The sequence below is a fragment of the Bradyrhizobium sp. genome, from assembly GCF_047605465.1.
Taxonomy (GTDB): domain Bacteria; phylum Pseudomonadota; class Alphaproteobacteria; order Rhizobiales; family Xanthobacteraceae; genus Bradyrhizobium.
On sequence record NZ_JASGFS010000054.1, the window covers coordinates 1 to 15,881 of the forward strand.

Here is a 15,881-nt window from a genome sequence, read left to right on the forward strand (position 1 = left end):
GCCGAAGATCTCTTCCTTGTAGATCCGCATGTCCTTGGTGACGTTGTCGAACAGCGAACCGCCGAGATAGAAGCCCTTCTCGTAGCCCTGCATCTTGAAGCCGCGGCCGTCGACGGCGAGCGTCGCGCCCTCCTTGATGCCGATGTCGATGTAGTTCTTGACCTTCTCGACCGCCTCGCGCGTGACCAGCGGACCGTAATCGGCCGACGGATCGATCGAGGTGCCGATCTTCAGGCTCTCGACGCGCGGAATGAGCTTGTCCATCAGCCGGTCGGCCGTGGTCTTGCCGACGGGCACGGCGACGGAGACGGCCATGCAGCGCTCGCCGGCCGAGCCGTAGCCGGCGCCGATCAGCGCGTCGACCGCCTGGTCCATGTCGGCGTCGGGCATGATGATGGCGTGGTTCTTGGCGCCACCGAAGCACTGGCAACGCTTGCCGGTCTGGGCGGCGCGCTCGTAGATGTACTGCGCGATCGGCGTGGAGCCGACGAAGCCGACGGCCTTGATGTCGGGGTCATCGAGGATGGCGTCGACCGCTTCCTTGTCACCGTTGACGACGTTGAGGATGCCGGCCGGCAGACCCGCTTCCATCATCAATTCAGCGAGCCGCATCGGCACGCCGGGATCGCGCTCGGACGGCTTGAGGATGAAGGCGTTGCCGCAGGCGATCGCGGGCGCGAACTTCCACATCGGGATCATCGCCGGGAAATTGAACGGCGTGATGCCGGCAACGACGCCCAGCGGCTGGCGCATCGAATAGATGTCGATGCCGGGGCCGGCACCTTCGGTGTACTCGCCCTTCATCAGATGCGGAATGCCGCAAGCGAACTCGACCACTTCGAGGCCGCGCTGGATGTCGCCCTTGGCGTCCGGCACGGTCTTGCCGTGCTCGCGCGCCAAGAGCTCGGCGAGCTTGTCGTAGTCGCGCTGCACCAGCTCCAGGAATTTCATCATGATGCGCGCGCGGCGCTGCGGATTGGTCGCGGCCCATTCCGGCTGAGCGGCGCGGGCATTTTCAACGGCCGCGCGAACTTCGGCTTTCGACGCCAGCGCCACCTTGGCCTGAACGTCTCCGGTCATCGGTTCGAAGACGTCGGCGGTACGGCCCGAGGTCCCCTTGACCTCCTTGCCACCGATGAAGTGTCCAACTGCGCGCATAAAATCCTCCCAGGATCGGGTTCGATCGCTTTGACAAATCCTATCGACCTGCATTTTGTAGTATTCAAGTCTGAGATAATGCACCATAGATGTGCGAAAATGCTGGATCAAGGCGCGATCGACTGGGACGACTTCCGCTTCGTGCTGGCTATTGTACGGGGCGGCTCGGTATCGGCTGCCGCAAAGCAGCTCGGCGTCGACCACGCCACGGTGATCCGCCGCGTCGACCGGCTGGAGAAGCACCTCTCGGCCAAGCTGTTTGACCGGCGCAAGACCGGCTACCTGCTGACCGAAGCTGGCCAGCGCGTCGCCGACAGCGCAGAGGCGATGGAATCGACCATCGTGGCCAACCAGGAGCAGGTCGGCGGATCGGTCGCGCGGCTGACTGGCACGGTGCGGATCGGCGCACCGGACGGGTTCGGCACCGCGTTCCTGGCGCCGCGGCTTGCCCCTTTCGCCGACAGGTATCCCGACCTCGATCTGCAACTCGTGGCGACCGCGCGGCTGTTCAGCCTCTCCAAACGGGAGGCCGACATCGCGATCAGCCTGACCATGCCGAAGGAAGGCCGCATCGTCGGCCGCAAGCTGCTCGACTACCGCCTGGGACTTTATGCCGCGCCAGCCTATCTCGACCGCTTCCCGCGGATCGCCTCGCGCGAGATGCTGCCGCAGCACCGCTTCGTCGGCTACATCGAGGAGTTGCTGTTCACTCCCGAACTCGACTATCTGCCGCAGGTCTCGCCGCGCATTTCCGCGCGCCTTCGCAGCGCCAATCTGATCGCCCAGCTCAACGCGACGCTAGCCGGCTTCGGCATCGCCGTGCTGCCGCACTTCATGGCAAGCGAATATCCGCAGCTCGTCCCGGTGCTGCCTGACGAGGTTTCGATCACGCGCACCTTCTGGATGCTGATGCACGCCGACAGCAAGGATCTGGCACGGATCAGGGCCGTAGCCGACTACATCGGGGAGATCGTGGATCGCGACCGGGCGTTGTTCGCGGGGCGGTGAGCGCGGCCAAAATCTCGCCCGCAGCATCCTTCGAGACGATCGCTTCGGGGCCTCCTCAGGATGAGGTCCCGTGCGGGTCGTTCCAGCTAGTTCTGCTTTTCGCGCGGCTTCTTCGCCGCCGCAGGCTTTGCCGGCTCGCGGCGCGCGCCTTCGAGCGCGCCGTCCTTGCCCGCCTTCAGGACCTCGTCAGACAGGTCGCTCGAGCCGGCAATCCGCGCCAGCAGCATCGTGCCGGCCATGCTGGCCAGCGTCGCGATCGCCTGCTTGCGCGCGGCTTTGCGCGGCACATTGGGAATGAAATCCGCGATCATCTCGATCATCTCGTCGAGCTTGCCGGCGAATGCCTTGCGTGTCTTCGGACTCTCGCGAGCGATCTCGGCCCCGAGCGAGGGGATCGAACAGCCGTGGCCGGGATTGTCGCGATGCAACGCTGAAAGATAGGCATCCGCGATCAGGGCGAGGCGCCTTTCCGGCGACACCTCGTCGGTGATCTTGCGCCAATGCTCCATCGAGCGGTCCATCGCGTAGGCAAAGGCCTCGATCACCAGCGCCTCGCGGGAATCGAAATGCGCATAGAAGCCGCCATGCGTGAGACCCGCCTCCTTCATGAGGTCGGCGACGCCGATGCCGTGGGCACCCTTCTCGCGCAGCCGCACGGAGGCCTTTTTCACGATCCGGTCGTGAGTTTCCTGCTTGTGTTCCCGGGAATACCGCATTCGGATCTCATTGGATGTCGGAAGTCATTTCATAACACGCAAACGCGCCGCTGGGTGCATTAATTCATGTTAAGCTGTTGCCGATCATCGAAAAGGTCGCGGTTGCGTGCACTGCGAGAGCCCCCTTGCCGTCACGCACGAAGCCTTCGGTGTAGCTGGTCTGGCGCCCCAACTTGATGATCTTACCTTCGGCCGAGATCAGCCCGGAACGGACCGATAGAGGGCGCAGGAACGTCATCTTCAGGTCGAGCGTCACCGAACTCTGGCCGGCCTCCAGCCGGGTCGAGATGGCGCAGCCCATCGCGGTATCGATCAGCGCGGCCGCGGTCGCCCCGTGCAGGAGGCCGATGGTATTTTCGAGGTCCTCGCGCGGCTCCAGTTCCATCACGATGCGGCCGGGCTCGACCACGGCCATGACGAAGCCGATCAGCTTGGCGAAGGGCGGCGGAGGCAGGCGACCGTCTCGGATCCCGAGCATGGCGTCCATGCCGGAAAGCCCCATGGCCACCTTCGCAACCGGCGCGGGCACCTGCCAATCCACCACGCGCTCGCGCCGCTGCGCTGGTGAAAACAGGTCGGGCTGATCGGGATCGGTCATGGCGGCCTCATTATATGACATACGTCATGCTATATCGCGGACTTCACGCTGGCAACTCTTCGCGCCAACGCTTGACAAGCGATGCGTTTCAGCCCGGAAGTGATGCCAACGCGTCCTGCGCGCGTCCACGAAACCCAGAGAACCCGCCATGGAAATGCTCAACCATCATTGCGGCGTGACGCGCGACGCGCGCGGCGTCGTCCACGTCGCGATCTGCAACGCCGGTCCACTGAACATCCTGGGTTCGCCCGTGACCGATGCCGTGCGCGAAGGCCTGCAACGGCTTGCCGCCGACCGCAGCATCCGCGTGATTGTGCTGCGTGGCGAGAGCGAAAAAAGCATGATCGGCGGCGCCGATATCAAGGAGATGGCGAAGCTCGACCAGACTTCGGCGGAAGCCTTCATCAGCCGCCTGCGCGATCTCTGCGAGGCCGTGCGGGCGTTCCCTGCCCCCGTCATCGCGCGGATGCCGGGCTGGTGCCTCGGCGGCGGGCTGGAAGTGGCTGCCGCCTGCGATGTCCGCGTGGCCGCGCATGATGCGCATTTCGGCATGCCGGAGGTCCGCGTCGGCATTCCCTCGGTGATCCACGCGGCGCTGCTGCCACGCCTGATCGGCTGGGCCCGCGCGCGCTGGCTGGTGATGACGGCGGAGAATATCGATGCGCCGACGGCCCTGGCCTGGGGACTGGTGGACCGGGTCGCGCCGGAGGGCGGACTGGACACGGCCGTCGAGCAGGTCGTGAAGATGCTGCTCGAATGCGGCCCCGAAGCCCTGCGCGCGCAGAAGGCGCTGCTGCGGCAGTGGGAGGAATTGCCGCTGACGGAATCCGTGAACCTGAGCGTCAAGGTGTTCGGCCAGTCGTTCCTGACGGATGAACCGACGCAACTGATGCAGGCGTTCGTCAACAGGAAGCGATAGGCAGCCTCAGCGGACAAGCCCAACGGGCACGCCTTCTTGGGCCCGCACTGGGGCGGAGCATTCAGAGCACCGCGGAACGATCGCTTCGGTCACGGCGGTCTCTGGAAGACTCGATTCGCCCGACCAGGTCGGGCGATGACGCGTCATGTGAGACCGCGACTGCTACCTGCCTCACAGCATCCTCCGATGGAACGAGCAAATCTCATCCGAGCCACGACAATTTCTCATGCGTGGCTCGGTTGCATTTTTTGCGCCGCATCATATGATGATCATAATCTTACAAACGCATCTACGCAGGGAGTTCCATCATGGCCGAAGCCTCAGATCCCGTCGTCATCGTTTCCGCCGCCCGTACTCCGCTCGGCCGCTTCATGGGCGAACTGTCGCCGCTGGCCGCGCACAAGCTCGGGTCCCATGTGATCGGCGCAACGCTGGAGCGCGCCAGGCTTGCGCCGGAGAAGGTCGACGAGGTCTTCATGGGCTGCGTGCTTCCCGCCGGCCAGGGCCAGGCACCCGCGCGACAGGCGGCGCGTAGCGCCGGCCTGCCCGATGCGACCGGTGCGACCACGGTCAACAAGGTCTGCGGCTCCGGCATGAAGGCGACCATGCTGGCGCACGACATCATTCGCGCCGGCTCGGCGGACATCGTGGTCTCCGGCGGCATGGAGAGCATGACCAACGCCCCCTACCTGCTCGCGAAGGCGCGGGCCGGCTATCGCGCAGGCCACGACCGCATCATCGACCACATGATGATGGACGGCCTGGAGGATGCCTACGAGACCGGCCGCTCCATGGGCGATTTCGGCGAGGCGACCGCGGAAGCCTATCAGTTCACCCGCAAGGATCAGGACGCCTATGCCATGGAAACGCTGAGCCGCGCGCGCAAGGCGGTCGAGAGCGGTGCCTTCAAGGCCGAGATCGCGCCGATCACGCTGATCGAGAAAGCCGGGCCACGCCTGGTCGCCAATGACGAGCATCCGCTCAAGGTCGATCCCGCGAAGATTCCCGGATTGAAGCCCGCGTTCCGCGCCAACGGCACCATCACGCCGGCGGCCTCCTCGGCGAATGCCGACGGAGCGGCGGCGCTGGTGCTGACGAAGCGCTCGCTCGCCGATCACAACGGGCTGCCCGCGCTCGCCGTGATCAAGGGTCACGCCACGCACAGCCAGGAACCGCAATGGTTCACCACCGCTCCGATCCCGGCGATCCGCAAGTTGCTCGACAAGGTCGGCTGGAGCGTCGGTGACGTCGACCTGTTCGAGATCAACGAGGCATTCGCGGTCGTGGCGATGGCCGCGCAACGCGATCTCGGCATTCCCCGCGACAAGCTGAACATCAACGGCGGAGCCTGCGCGCTCGGCCACCCCATCGGCGCCACCGGCGCGCGGCTGATCGTGACGCTGCTGCATGCGCTGGAGGCGCAGAACCTGAAGCGCGGCGTTGCCGCGCTCTGCATCGGCGGCGGCGAAGCCACCGCGATCGCGGTCGAGCGCCTCTCGCACTGATCCGCAATGTCCTGAATTGAGGGAAGTCTGTCATTTCAGACTTCCCCTTGATGTGCCAAAGTCCAACGATGACGCGAGTCCCTGAGGGTTCGCCAACCAACATTGAGGCCCAATGATCTCGAACTGGCTCGCGGCCACCCTCGGCCGCCGCAACATCCACTACGGCTGGGTGATGGTGGGCGTGACCTTCTTCGCCGCGCTGATCAGCGCCGGTACGGTCGGCGCGCCCGGCGTCTTCATCGTTCCCTTGCAGAAGGAGTTCGGCTGGAGCACGGCGCAGATCTCCTCGGCGCTGTCGATCCGTTTCATCCTGTTCGGGCTGATGGCGCCCTTCGCAGCGGCCCTGCTGAACCGCTACGGCCTGCGCAACGTCACCCTCACCGCGCAGCTCATCGTGGTCTCAGCCCTGGTGCTCTCGCTCGGCATGACCGAAGTGTGGCAGCTCGTGCTGTTGTGGGGCGTCGTGATCGGCATCGGCACCGGCATGACCGCGCTGGTGCTGGGCGCCACCATCGCCACGCGCTGGTTCGCTGCGCGGCGCGGCCTCGTCATCGGCATCCTGACCGCGAGCGTCGCCACGGGGCAACTCGTGTTCCTGCCGCTGCTGGCGAGCCTCACCGACCACTATGGCTGGCGGCTGGCGCTCGGCTTCGTCTGCATCATGCTCGGCGTCTCCGCGCTTGCGGTCCTGCTCATCATGCGCGACCGCCCGAGCGATGTGGGCCTGCGTCCTTTCGGTGACGAAGGCACCGAGCCGCTCCCCGCCCCGCCGGTCAGCCACGGCTCGATCACCGCCGTCGCCCTCGGCACGCTGCGAGACGCCTCGAAGTCGCGCGCGTTCTGGATCCTGTTTGCGACCTTCTTCGTCTGCGGCGCCTCGACCAACGGCCTCGTACAGGTCCACCTGATCCCGATGTGCCTCGATTTCGGCATCCCGCAGGTCCAGGCCGCGAGCCTGCTCGCCGCGATGGGCATCTTCGACTTCTTCGGCACCATCATGTCGGGCTGGCTGTCGGACCGCTACGACAACCGCTATCTCCTGTTCTGGTACTACGGGCTGCGCGGACTCTCGCTGATCTTCCTGCCGTTCAGCGATTTCTCGTTCTACGGCCTGTCGATCTTCGCGATGTTCTACGGACTCGACTGGATCGCGACCGTGCCGCCGACGGTCCGCCTCACCGCGCAGAAATTCGGAGCTGAGCGCGCCAATCTGGTGTTCGGCTGGATCTTTGCCGGCCACCAGCTCGGCGCCGGCTCCGCCGCGTTCGGCGCGGGCCTGTCCCGAACGCTGCTGTCGAGCTATCTGCCGGCCTTCTTCGTCGCCGGTGCGCTCTGCATATTCGCCTCGCTGATCGTGCTGGCGCTGTCGCGTCAGCCGAAGCCGCAGGCAACCATGGCGCAAGCGCGGGCGTGATCCGGGCCGGCCTAGGCCGGCCCTAGTACCTGATCGTGGTGGTCACCCCGAACACCGCGGCATCGCCGATCCGCGACGTCCCGGTCGGGTCGTTCGGATTGGGGATGCCGCCGGAGGGCCGGAACACGTACTGGAAATAAGGCGCCACGAGCCAGCCCGGCTTGATGTGCGCCTCGTAGATCATCTCGATCAGCGTCTCTTTGCTTCGCACCGCGCTGTCGACGCCGGTGTAGAGCTGCGTGTCGATGTCGAGGTTGCGCGCGGTGTTCGAGATCCGCATGTACGCCGCCGCCACGCCGAACCGGTCGAGCGGACGACCCGGAACGAAGCCGACGAAGCCGATGCCGCCGTCGAGATAAAGGTCGATCAGATTGCGGTCCGGCGGGCTGTAGGCGATGCGGCCGAAGGCGGTGACGCCCGGGATCGAGGCCGAGGTGGTGTTGTCCTTGACCTCCGGCGGGCGATAAAGCACCTGCTCGATCACCGCGAACAGCCCGTAATTGCCGCGGAGCTTCGCCGGAATGCCGGTGCCGGAGGGATCGGCGATCGACAACCCCTCTGCAGTGAAACGCTGGCTGTCGAACGAACCGTAGTGTTTCCAGGCGCCAGGCGTGATGTTGCCGGCAAGCGAGCGGCCGCCGATATCGATGTCGTAATTGAACCGCACCTGCCCGATCAGCCAGGGCGGATCGTTGACGCGAAACGCCAGGCCGTGATGATCGCGCAATTGCGGATCGGCATCGCCCGGCCCCGACGGATCGCCGTTGAACACCGCGCCATAGGCGGTGATCCAGTCCGACAATGCGGCCTTGATCCGAATGCCGGGCACGGCGATCGGCGGCGCGGGCCCGCCGGCCGGCAAATTGCTGGCCTTGATCGCGGGCCAGCCGAAAGTTCCGTTGATGAAGAGGTCGTCGGTCTGGCTGTCGAAGAACTCGACGTCGGCCGCCTGCTGGCCTGCCCTGATGTTCAGCCGGTCGTTGAAGAAGCTCTGCTCGAAATAGGCATTGTAGAGCCGCTGGTCGGGCAAGGCCTCGATCTCGCTGATGGTGGCGAGATTGTAGACGTAGTTGCGCGTCAGTCCGCGACCGTAGATCACGAAGGCATTGGCGTAGAAGCGGCCACCGGTCCAGCCGACGAGCTTGTCGAGATCGGCATCGACCGACAGATCGAGACGACCGAAATGGATGGCGCCACGCGCCACGCCGCCCGAGACGTTGCCGATGTTGTCGGCGATAAAGGTGGCGCCGAAGTTCAGCCCCTTGTCGGCGAGCCCGTCATGCCACTCGTTGAACCATTTTGGAAACAGCCAGTCGGCCGCGCTCTCGTCCTTCGCGCCGGCGAGCGCGCCGGTGCTTGCCGCCATATACGCCACGACAATCGCAGAAGCGCCTCGCAACAGGGATTTTCGAGCAGTCCCACTCACGGTCGATACCGGCTGGCATGCGCTATTTGAAAATGCCGGTGCGCCGCATGAAGAGATAGGCGGCACCGACCGACGTGGCCATCAGCAAGGCCGCCCAGAGGAACCCCTCGTCGACATCGGTGAGCGGCAGGCCCTTGGTGTTCATGCCGAAGATGCCGGTCACCAGCGTCGGCGGCAGCAGCAGCGTCGTCACGATCGACAGCCGGTGGAGATGGGCGTTGGTCTCCTCCTCGTTCTTGAAGCGCAGCTCCTCCTCGAGCAGGCGGCTGCGCTCCCTGAGCTCGACGATGTCGTGATCGAGCCCGTCGAGCCGTTGAGCGAGCTTGCCGGCCCGGATCCGCAGGGCCGGCGTCAGATGATCGACGTTCTTCTGATCGAGGCGGTGAAACAGCACGCGCAGGCCGGTGAGCTGTCGGTGCAGCCTGACGCAGGTCCGACGCAGCCGCCCGAGATTGCGCCGCATCAGCGGCTTCGCCTCGTCTGCGAGGATGCGTTCCTCGATGTCGTCGAGCTCGTGCCCGAGCTTGTCGACCATCCGGTCGAGCGTGTCGGCAACCTCGTCGACGATCTTTTCGAGCAAGGTCGCAACCGACTCGACGCGGTAACCGCCCTCCAGCACCCGGCGGGTCGCATCGGCCGAGCACAGCGCCTGATGACGGCCGCTGACGAGAAGTTGCTCGGTCATGGCAAAGCGCAGGAATGCGGTCTCTTCCGTCGCGCTCTCGATATCGCGCACGAGGTCCGAGAACACGCCGTACACGCAGTTGTCGATGACATGAAGCTGCTGGAACGTGTCGTTCGACAGCAGCAATTCCCGCGCGAGCGACGGCAGTTGCGAGGCCGCGATCCACGGCCGCACGCGCGCGTCGGTGAGGTTGAAGTGCAGCCAGAGCCGGCCGTCATGGCTGAACTCGATCGGCTGGTCGATCGGCAACGGCTCCGCGCTGCCGTCGCCGTGCAGACGGAAGGCCCAGACCAGGCCGGGAATGGCGAGTTCGGCGTTCGATATCGCGCTGACAAGCTTTGCCGGCTCGGCCATGCCCAACCCCACGTCAATGCAGCCCATATCCGGGGGGCCATTGAAAGCCTCCTCCGGATCTCTCGCGGGTACTCAATTACGCCAGTGTTACAGTTTGATGATGGCGAGGCGCCCTACTCGGCCGCCAGCCCCGTCGCGGCCGTCACCTCGGCTTCCCTGATGTAATCATGCACCACACGGCCGAACGGCAGCGTCAGGTCGGCGATGTAGTGATGCGCGCCGATGCAGCGGCGGACCGGGAAATCGGCGACCGGCGCGTTGACATGGGGCACCAGATGCAGCCGGCCGGGTCCCATCCAGGAGCCCTTCGGCACGATGTCGACGAGGTTGATCGCGACGAGCTGGCAGACCTCCAGCCGGCCGTCGACGCCGGGAATCATCTTCAGGTTCACCTGCGTCTTCGACAGCGTCGCACGGGTGAGATCGCCGTTGCCGGCCATGCTCTCGTGCTTGTAGCCCATCGTGCCCATCGCGACGAGCTGGCCGGCATATTCCAGCGTGCCCGTCAGCGTGTCCTTGACGATCTCGAGCTTCGGATGGGCGTACTTCTTGGGAAAGCCCCAGATCTCGCGGCCGGCGGCGATCGGCGGATCGTCGTCGAGATACATCTGCGAGACGAAATTGACCTCCTCGCCATGCAGGCGCGCCGGGATCACGAGACCGGACTCGGTGTAGCTGCCGAAGCCGGAGGAGTCCGGCATCTTGATCCATTCGTAATGCACGATCGGCTGGTCGATCGGCTCCAGCGGCTCGGGAAGGCCTGCGCAGATCAGATCCGGATCGGTCTCATAGGTGATGACGAGGAATTCGCGGTTGACGAAGCGGTAGGGGCCGGCCGGATAGCTCGGTCCTGCGGCCGGCATGGACGGAAGTCTCAGCACGTCTTCCCTGCGCATCGCTGTCTCCTGTGTGATGTCTGTGATGCCTGCCCGGCAGCGTTCAGCTCGCTCCGGATTGCTAACCCTCCTCGTTGACTGCGATGTGAAGGATTTTCGTCAGACCCGCGACCCCCGCCATTCCGGCTGCGGTGGCCTGCATGCAAGCGATGCATCGGCGCCGCCTTTGTCATCACACCGTCACCGCGCGCCGCAATCGTTCGGACGGTATTGGAGCATGATCGTCCCTGAGACTTTCCAGATCATGCGGCAGGGAGGCACCGCCATGGACGCCCGGACGTCGCAACCGACACATCAGACACATCAGCCGAGCTCACGAGGCTGGCGGCCGGAGCGCTGCGATCGCGTCGCCCTCGTCCTGCAAGGCGGCGGCGCGCTCGGCGCCTATCAGGCCGGCGTCTACCAGGCGCTGCACGAAGCCGGCATCGAGCCGGACTGGGTCTGCGGCGTCTCGATCGGTGCGATCAACTCCGCGATCATCGCAGGCAACAAGCCGGAGAAGCGGCTCGATGCACTGCGCATCTTCTGGGAACGCATCACCAACCGCAAGATCTGGCACTACACGCCCGACGGCGACATCTTCCGCCAGTGGCGCAATCTCACCAGCGCGTGGATGACGTCGGCGATGGGCCAGCCGGGCTTCTTCACCCCGCATCAGGTCAATCCCTGGTTCAGCCCCGTCGGCGCCAGGACCGCGACGAGCTATTACGACACCACGCCGTTGCGCGACAGCCTGCTCGAACTCGTCGACTTCGACCTCATCAACGAGAAGAAGATCCGCTTCGCGGTCGGCGCGGTGAACGTGCTGTCCGGCAATTTCATTTATTTCGACAATGCTCATGACGAGATCGAGCCGGAGCACATCATGGCCTCCGGCGCCCTGCCCCCGGCCCTGCCGATGGTGCGGATCGGCACCGATCATTTCTGGGACGGCGGCATCGTCTCCAACACCCCGCTCCAGCATCTGCTCGACCAGGAGGACGCCCTCAACTCGCTGGTGTTCCAGGTCGACCTGTTCAGCGCGCGGGGCGTGCTGCCGCGCTCGATCCAGGACGTGATGGCCCGTCACAAGGACATCATGTATTCCTCGCGCACGCGCCACAACACCGACGTCTACCGCCGCACGCACAACCTCAAGGTCCTGCTCTACAAGGCGCTGGCGAAGATGCCGGAAGAGCAGCTCTCCGACGAGGAGCGCAAGCTGAAGATGAGCCTGCGCAACATGCCGGAGATCGCGATCCTGCACCTGATCTACCAGCAGAAGGCCTATGAGGGCGACGCCAAGGACCACGAGTTCTCGGGCACCTCGATGCGCGAGCACTGGGCGAGCGGCTACGAGGACACCAAGCGCACCCTCAAGCGCCGCGACTGGATCAAGATGCCGGACCAGGGCATGGGGCTGGTGGTGCACGACGTGCACCGGGAGACGGAGAGCGCGTAAGGGGCGCTCTCCGCAAAAAACACGAAAACAACCCCATGCACAGTAGCCGGCGAACGACGGCCGGCTCCGCACGCGTCCTTCACATGATTTGACACGTCGGGCAAAACAGCGGCATTAATCGATCATGCATACACTCCGCAAGCCGGCAATGCCGTGCCCGTCAAAGGGCGCGTTGCGGAGTGCCACGCATCGATGCCGACCGTTCTCCTCAGGTCACCGCGCCGCGCGGATTGACGATCGTATAGCCTCGCACTGAACGCGCGTGCATGCGCGTGGCATGACCGCCCGAGTTGGCGTCATACGCCATCCACATGTCGCCTCCGAGAGGCTGCTCCAACACGAAGACGTGGCCTCGCCGCGCCGCGACCATTCCCGGTGCCGGCGACGTGCGCGGAAAGCGCAGCCAGTTCGACGCGAGATTCAATTCCGGAACAATATGACCAAACACATGCAGGGCCGCGCCGCAGCCGCAGAAGGACGATGGGCAACCGGCCGGACGACCGCCGATGATCCGCTCGCCGGCGACATTCACCACAGTGGTGGTGGTAGGAGTAGTGGCGCCGCCGCCTGCCGGCGTCACGGTCAGTTGTGCCGAGCGATAGGCTTGCAACGAATGTCTGGAAGGCCGCTCGCGGCGCGTCTGCGAATACGAGAAGTCGCAGGGCATGGTGACGTTGCATTCAGGCGCTTGAGCAATGCGGTAAGGCCGCGCCTCCGAGGCAACAACACTGACAACAACGAAGAAACACGCAGAAAGAACTCGCTCGATCATTGCAGGACTCCAAGCTGGAGGGTCCCGCCCCGGTCGCCAGCAACCAACATTGGTTTGGCCGAAATGGGCCTGAACCGGGGCCGAAAATGGCTGGATTTGGGCGAGGCGCCTGCCACGCGAGACGGCTCGGCCGGACGCACCGCCCAGGCTCGAAGCTGGCCGTGGGACCCACCGGTTCTACAGCTAAGCTACGAAGCTAAACTTTACAGTCTACCTTCATATATGCTAGACGGGTCCACATGAGCCATTCACCGGGCAATGCCGGCGCGGCGCGGACATCCGCGCTCGCTGAGGATCTTCGTTTGCTGATTGGGAAGTTGAAGCGCCGGCTTCGCGAGCAGGGCCAGCGCGAAGACCTGCCCCCGTCCCAGGTCGCGGTGCTGCTTCGCCTCGAAAAGGACGGTCCTGCGACCGTGTCCGGCCTGGCGCGATCGGAAGGGATGCGACCGCAGTCGATGAGCGCGGCGATCGCTGCGCTGGAAGCCGCCGGTCTGGTTCGTGGAGCGCCCGATCCCGACGACGGTCGCCAGACCATCATGTCCCTCACCGACGCCTGCCGCGAGCGGCTGCGCACCGGCCGCGCCGCGCGGCAGGACTGGCTGTCGCGGACCATCGCGGCGCGGCTGTCGGCGCGAGAACAGCAGGACCTCGCCGCCGCGGTCGGCTTGTTGAAACGGCTCGTCGAAGATTGACGCGGCCTCTGCTGCGCACGCCCTTCGGCTGAAAGGAAGATCATGGCCCTCACGATGCTCGATCCGACCACCGCCCTCATCGTCGTCGATCTGCAGAACGGCCTGCTCGGCTCGCCCTTCATTCATCCGATCGATGACATCGTGGCGCGTGCCTGCGGCCTCATTGCCGCGTTCCGGCGGCACCGGCTCCCGATCGTGCTGGTCAATGTCGACGGTGTCGCGCCGGGACGAACCGAACGGCCGCGCCACATCGGGCAATTGCCGGACGGCTGGACCACCCTGCTGCCCGAACTCGGCCGGCAAGGAGACGACATCGTCGTCACCAAGCAAACATGGGGCGCGTTCGCGAGCACCGATCTCGAGCAGCAACTCAGGACGCGCGGCGTCACGCACGTCGTCATCTGCGGCGTTGCGACCGGCACCGGCGTCGAATCCACGGCGCGCCAGGCCTACGAAGCCGGCTTCAACGTAACCCTCGCCATCGACGCCATGACCGATGCGCGGCCCAATGCGCACGACTACAGCATCGCCCACGTATTTCCGCGGCTCGGCGAAACCGGTTCGACGCAGGCCGTCATCGATCTCCTCGAAAGGACCCACGCGCATGAACTGGCTTGACCTCCTCGCCTACTTCTTCGGCGGCGCCTTCCTCACCAATGCCATTCCCCATGTCGTCGCCGGCATGATGGGAGAGCCGTTCCAGACCCCGTTCGCAAAGCCGCCGGGCGAAGGCCTGTCCACGTCGACCGTCAACATCGTGTGGGGTTTCTTCAACCTCCTCGTCGGATATGTCCTGGTCTGCCGTGTCGGCGATTTCGGCCTGAGGAACACGGGCGACGTCGCCGCGCTCGGTCTCGGCGGCCTCGCCATCGGCATCGTGCTGGCGCGCAGGTTCGGTCGATTTCACGGCGGCAACGAACCCGGACGACCATGAGACGCACGTTCCGATCGCTGCGGAGTTTCAACTTCCGGATCTGGACGGCCGGCGCGCTGGTCTCCAACATCGGCACCTGGATGCAGCGTGCCGCGCAGGACTGGCTCGTCCTGACCGAGCTCACGCGGCATAGCGCGTCCTCCGTCGGCATCGTGATGGCGCTGCAGTTCGGACCGCAACTCCTACTGATGCCGTGGTCCGGCTTTGCCGCCGATCATTTCAACCAGCGCAGGCTTCTGATGGCGACGCAGGCGACGATGGGGGCGCTCGCGCTCGTCCTCGGATTGCTCACCGTCACCGGGCTGGTGCAGCTCTGGCACGTCTACGTGTTCGCCTTCCTGTTCGGCTGCAGTGCGGCGCTCGATGCGCCGGTGCGCCAGACCTTCGTCGCCGAACTCGTGGGCGATGCCGACCTGTCGAACGCGATCGCGCTCAACTCGACCTCGTTCAACGCCGCGCGCATGGTCGGACCTGCCGTCGCCGGCTTCGTCATCGCGTCCGTCGGCACCGGCTGGGCGTTCCTGTTCAACAGCGCATCCTTCATCGCCGTGCTGATCTCGCTGTCGCTGCTGCGGACCTCGGAGCTCCGCCCCAATGCGCGCGCCCATCGCGCCAAGGGCAGCGTCCTGCAAGGATTTCACTATGTCTGGTCCCGCCCCGATCTCAAGGCGACCCTGATCATGCTGTTCCTGATCGGGACGTTCGGGCTCAACTTTCCGATCTTCATCTCGACCATGGCGGTCGGCGTGTTTCACACCGATGCGCGCGGCTTCGGCCTCTTGTCCTCGATGATGGCGATCGGCACGATGTCGGGCGCGTTGCTGGCCGCGAACCGCGAACGGCCGCGCTTCAATCTGCTGCTGCTGGGTGCGGCCATCTTCGGCCTCGGATGCACGCTGGCCGCGCTGGCGCCGGGCTATTGGCTGTTTGCCGCCGCACTGGTCGTGATCGGCGTCGCCGCCCTCACCGTCATGAACACCTCGAACGCGCTGATGCAGCTCTCGACCGAGCCTGCGATGCGCGGACGCGTGATGGCGCTGCGCCTCGGCGTCGCGCTGGGCGGCACGCCGATCGGCGCACCGATCGTCGGATGGGTTGCCGATCATCTCGGCCCGCGCTGGGCGCTCGGCGTCGGCGCGGCCTCCGGCTTCGCCGCTGCGATCGTCGCGCTCGTCGCGCTGTCGCGATCGGGCAGCGCGGCCGGACACGACGGCCATCCCCCGCCGGAAAGCGGGATCAACCTGCCGGGACAGCGATAACGACGTCGCCGCTGTGAGAATGTGTTGGCGGAGACCTCAAGAAAATACTTCAACAGGCGTTCTGCCGAGCTCATTTAACGAGTATTGTGCTGCGATCAGGTCGA

The 15,881-nt window shown here is 65.3% G+C and carries 16 protein-coding genes; 9 read left to right on the forward strand and 7 right to left on the reverse strand.

Annotation, left to right across the window (positions count from 1 at the left end):
* On the reverse strand, positions 1-1,158 hold a 1,158-nt coding region (gene mmsA, locus QM712_RS28145; RefSeq protein ID WP_415026419.1), incomplete at its 3' end, for a CoA-acylating methylmalonate-semialdehyde dehydrogenase.
* Between the two features lie 99 nt (positions 1,159-1,257).
* Between mmsA and QM712_RS28150 the strand changes: the two genes are divergently transcribed.
* The gene (locus QM712_RS28150; RefSeq protein WP_415026420.1) at positions 1,258-2,166 is read left to right on the forward strand and encodes a LysR family transcriptional regulator; all 909 of its coding nucleotides are present in this window, start codon (positions 1,258-1,260) and stop codon (positions 2,164-2,166) included.
* An 86-nt stretch (positions 2,167-2,252) separates the two neighbouring features.
* Here the strand turns inward: QM712_RS28150 and QM712_RS28155 are convergent, their stop codons facing one another.
* Positions 2,253-2,882, reverse strand: coding sequence for a TetR/AcrR family transcriptional regulator (locus QM712_RS28155; RefSeq protein WP_415026421.1), 630 nt, complete (start codon positions 2,880-2,882; stop codon positions 2,253-2,255).
* A 64-nt stretch (positions 2,883-2,946) separates the two neighbouring features.
* On the reverse strand, positions 2,947-3,480 hold the full coding sequence (locus tag QM712_RS28160; protein WP_415026422.1) for a PaaI family thioesterase: 534 nt from the start codon (positions 3,478-3,480) through the stop codon (positions 2,947-2,949).
* A 148-nt stretch (positions 3,481-3,628) separates the two neighbouring features.
* On the opposite strand from QM712_RS28160, the gene QM712_RS28165 reads away from it, so the two are divergent.
* The 3 genes from QM712_RS28165 to QM712_RS28175 all read left to right on the forward strand — a co-directional run bounded on the left by QM712_RS28165 (position 3,629) and on the right by QM712_RS28175 (position 7,318).
* The gene (locus QM712_RS28165; RefSeq protein WP_415026423.1) at positions 3,629-4,399 is read left to right on the forward strand and encodes an enoyl-CoA hydratase; all 771 of its coding nucleotides are present in this window, start codon (positions 3,629-3,631) and stop codon (positions 4,397-4,399) included.
* Positions 4,400-4,707: 308 nt separating this feature from the next.
* Positions 4,708-5,904, forward strand: coding sequence for an acetyl-CoA C-acyltransferase (locus QM712_RS28170; RefSeq protein ID WP_415026424.1), 1,197 nt, complete (start codon positions 4,708-4,710; stop codon positions 5,902-5,904).
* A gap of 112 nt (positions 5,905-6,016) precedes the next feature.
* Positions 6,017-7,318 (forward strand): MFS transporter, encoded by a 1,302-nt coding sequence (locus QM712_RS28175; RefSeq protein ID WP_415026425.1) that lies wholly within the window; start codon positions 6,017-6,019, stop codon positions 7,316-7,318.
* Between the two features lie 22 nt (positions 7,319-7,340).
* Here QM712_RS28175 and QM712_RS28180 read toward each other — a convergent pair whose 3' ends face one another.
* From QM712_RS28180 to QM712_RS28190, 3 genes are all read right to left on the reverse strand, one after another.
* Positions 7,341-8,684 carry a carbohydrate porin gene (locus QM712_RS28180; protein WP_415026426.1) on the reverse strand — a complete coding sequence of 448 codons (1,344 nt, stop codon included), beginning with the start codon at positions 8,682-8,684 and terminating at the stop codon, positions 7,341-7,343.
* Positions 8,685-8,766: 82 nt separating this feature from the next.
* The gene (locus tag QM712_RS28185; RefSeq protein WP_415026427.1) at positions 8,767-9,783 is read right to left on the reverse strand and encodes a transporter; all 1,017 of its coding nucleotides are present in this window, start codon (positions 9,781-9,783) and stop codon (positions 8,767-8,769) included.
* Between the two features lie 113 nt (positions 9,784-9,896).
* Positions 9,897-10,679 (reverse strand): acetoacetate decarboxylase, encoded by a 783-nt coding sequence (locus tag QM712_RS28190; protein WP_415026428.1) that lies wholly within the window; start codon positions 10,677-10,679, stop codon positions 9,897-9,899.
* A 265-nt stretch (positions 10,680-10,944) separates the two neighbouring features.
* On the opposite strand from QM712_RS28190, the gene QM712_RS28195 reads away from it, so the two are divergent.
* Positions 10,945-12,120 (forward strand): patatin-like phospholipase family protein, encoded by a 1,176-nt coding sequence (locus tag QM712_RS28195; RefSeq protein WP_415026429.1) that lies wholly within the window; start codon positions 10,945-10,947, stop codon positions 12,118-12,120.
* A gap of 208 nt (positions 12,121-12,328) precedes the next feature.
* Here the strand turns inward: QM712_RS28195 and QM712_RS28200 are convergent, their stop codons facing one another.
* Positions 12,329-12,892 (reverse strand): hypothetical protein, encoded by a 564-nt coding sequence (locus tag QM712_RS28200; RefSeq protein WP_415026430.1) that lies wholly within the window; start codon positions 12,890-12,892, stop codon positions 12,329-12,331.
* 239 nt (positions 12,893-13,131) lie between these two features.
* Between QM712_RS28200 and QM712_RS28205 the strand changes: the two genes are divergently transcribed.
* Genes QM712_RS28205 through QM712_RS28220 form a run of 4 tightly spaced genes read left to right on the forward strand, consistent with a single transcriptional unit; the run spans position 13,132 to position 15,777 of the window.
* Entirely contained in the window at positions 13,132-13,584 is a 453-nt protein-coding gene (locus tag QM712_RS28205; RefSeq protein ID WP_415026431.1) for a MarR family winged helix-turn-helix transcriptional regulator, read from the forward strand.
* A gap of 42 nt (positions 13,585-13,626) precedes the next feature.
* Complete coding sequence (locus tag QM712_RS28210; protein ID WP_415026432.1) at positions 13,627-14,202, forward strand: isochorismatase family protein; 576 nt, start codon at positions 13,627-13,629, stop codon at positions 14,200-14,202.
* Positions 14,189-14,518, forward strand: a complete 330-nt coding sequence (locus QM712_RS28215) for a hypothetical protein (RefSeq protein WP_415026433.1) — start codon at positions 14,189-14,191, stop codon at positions 14,516-14,518. The genes QM712_RS28210 and QM712_RS28215 overlap by 14 nt, the downstream gene beginning before the upstream one ends.
* Entirely contained in the window at positions 14,515-15,777 is a 1,263-nt protein-coding gene (locus tag QM712_RS28220) for an MFS transporter (protein WP_415026434.1), read from the forward strand. Before QM712_RS28215 ends, QM712_RS28220 begins: the two co-directional genes overlap by 4 nt.
* The last annotated feature ends 104 nt before the right edge of the window (positions 15,778-15,881 follow it).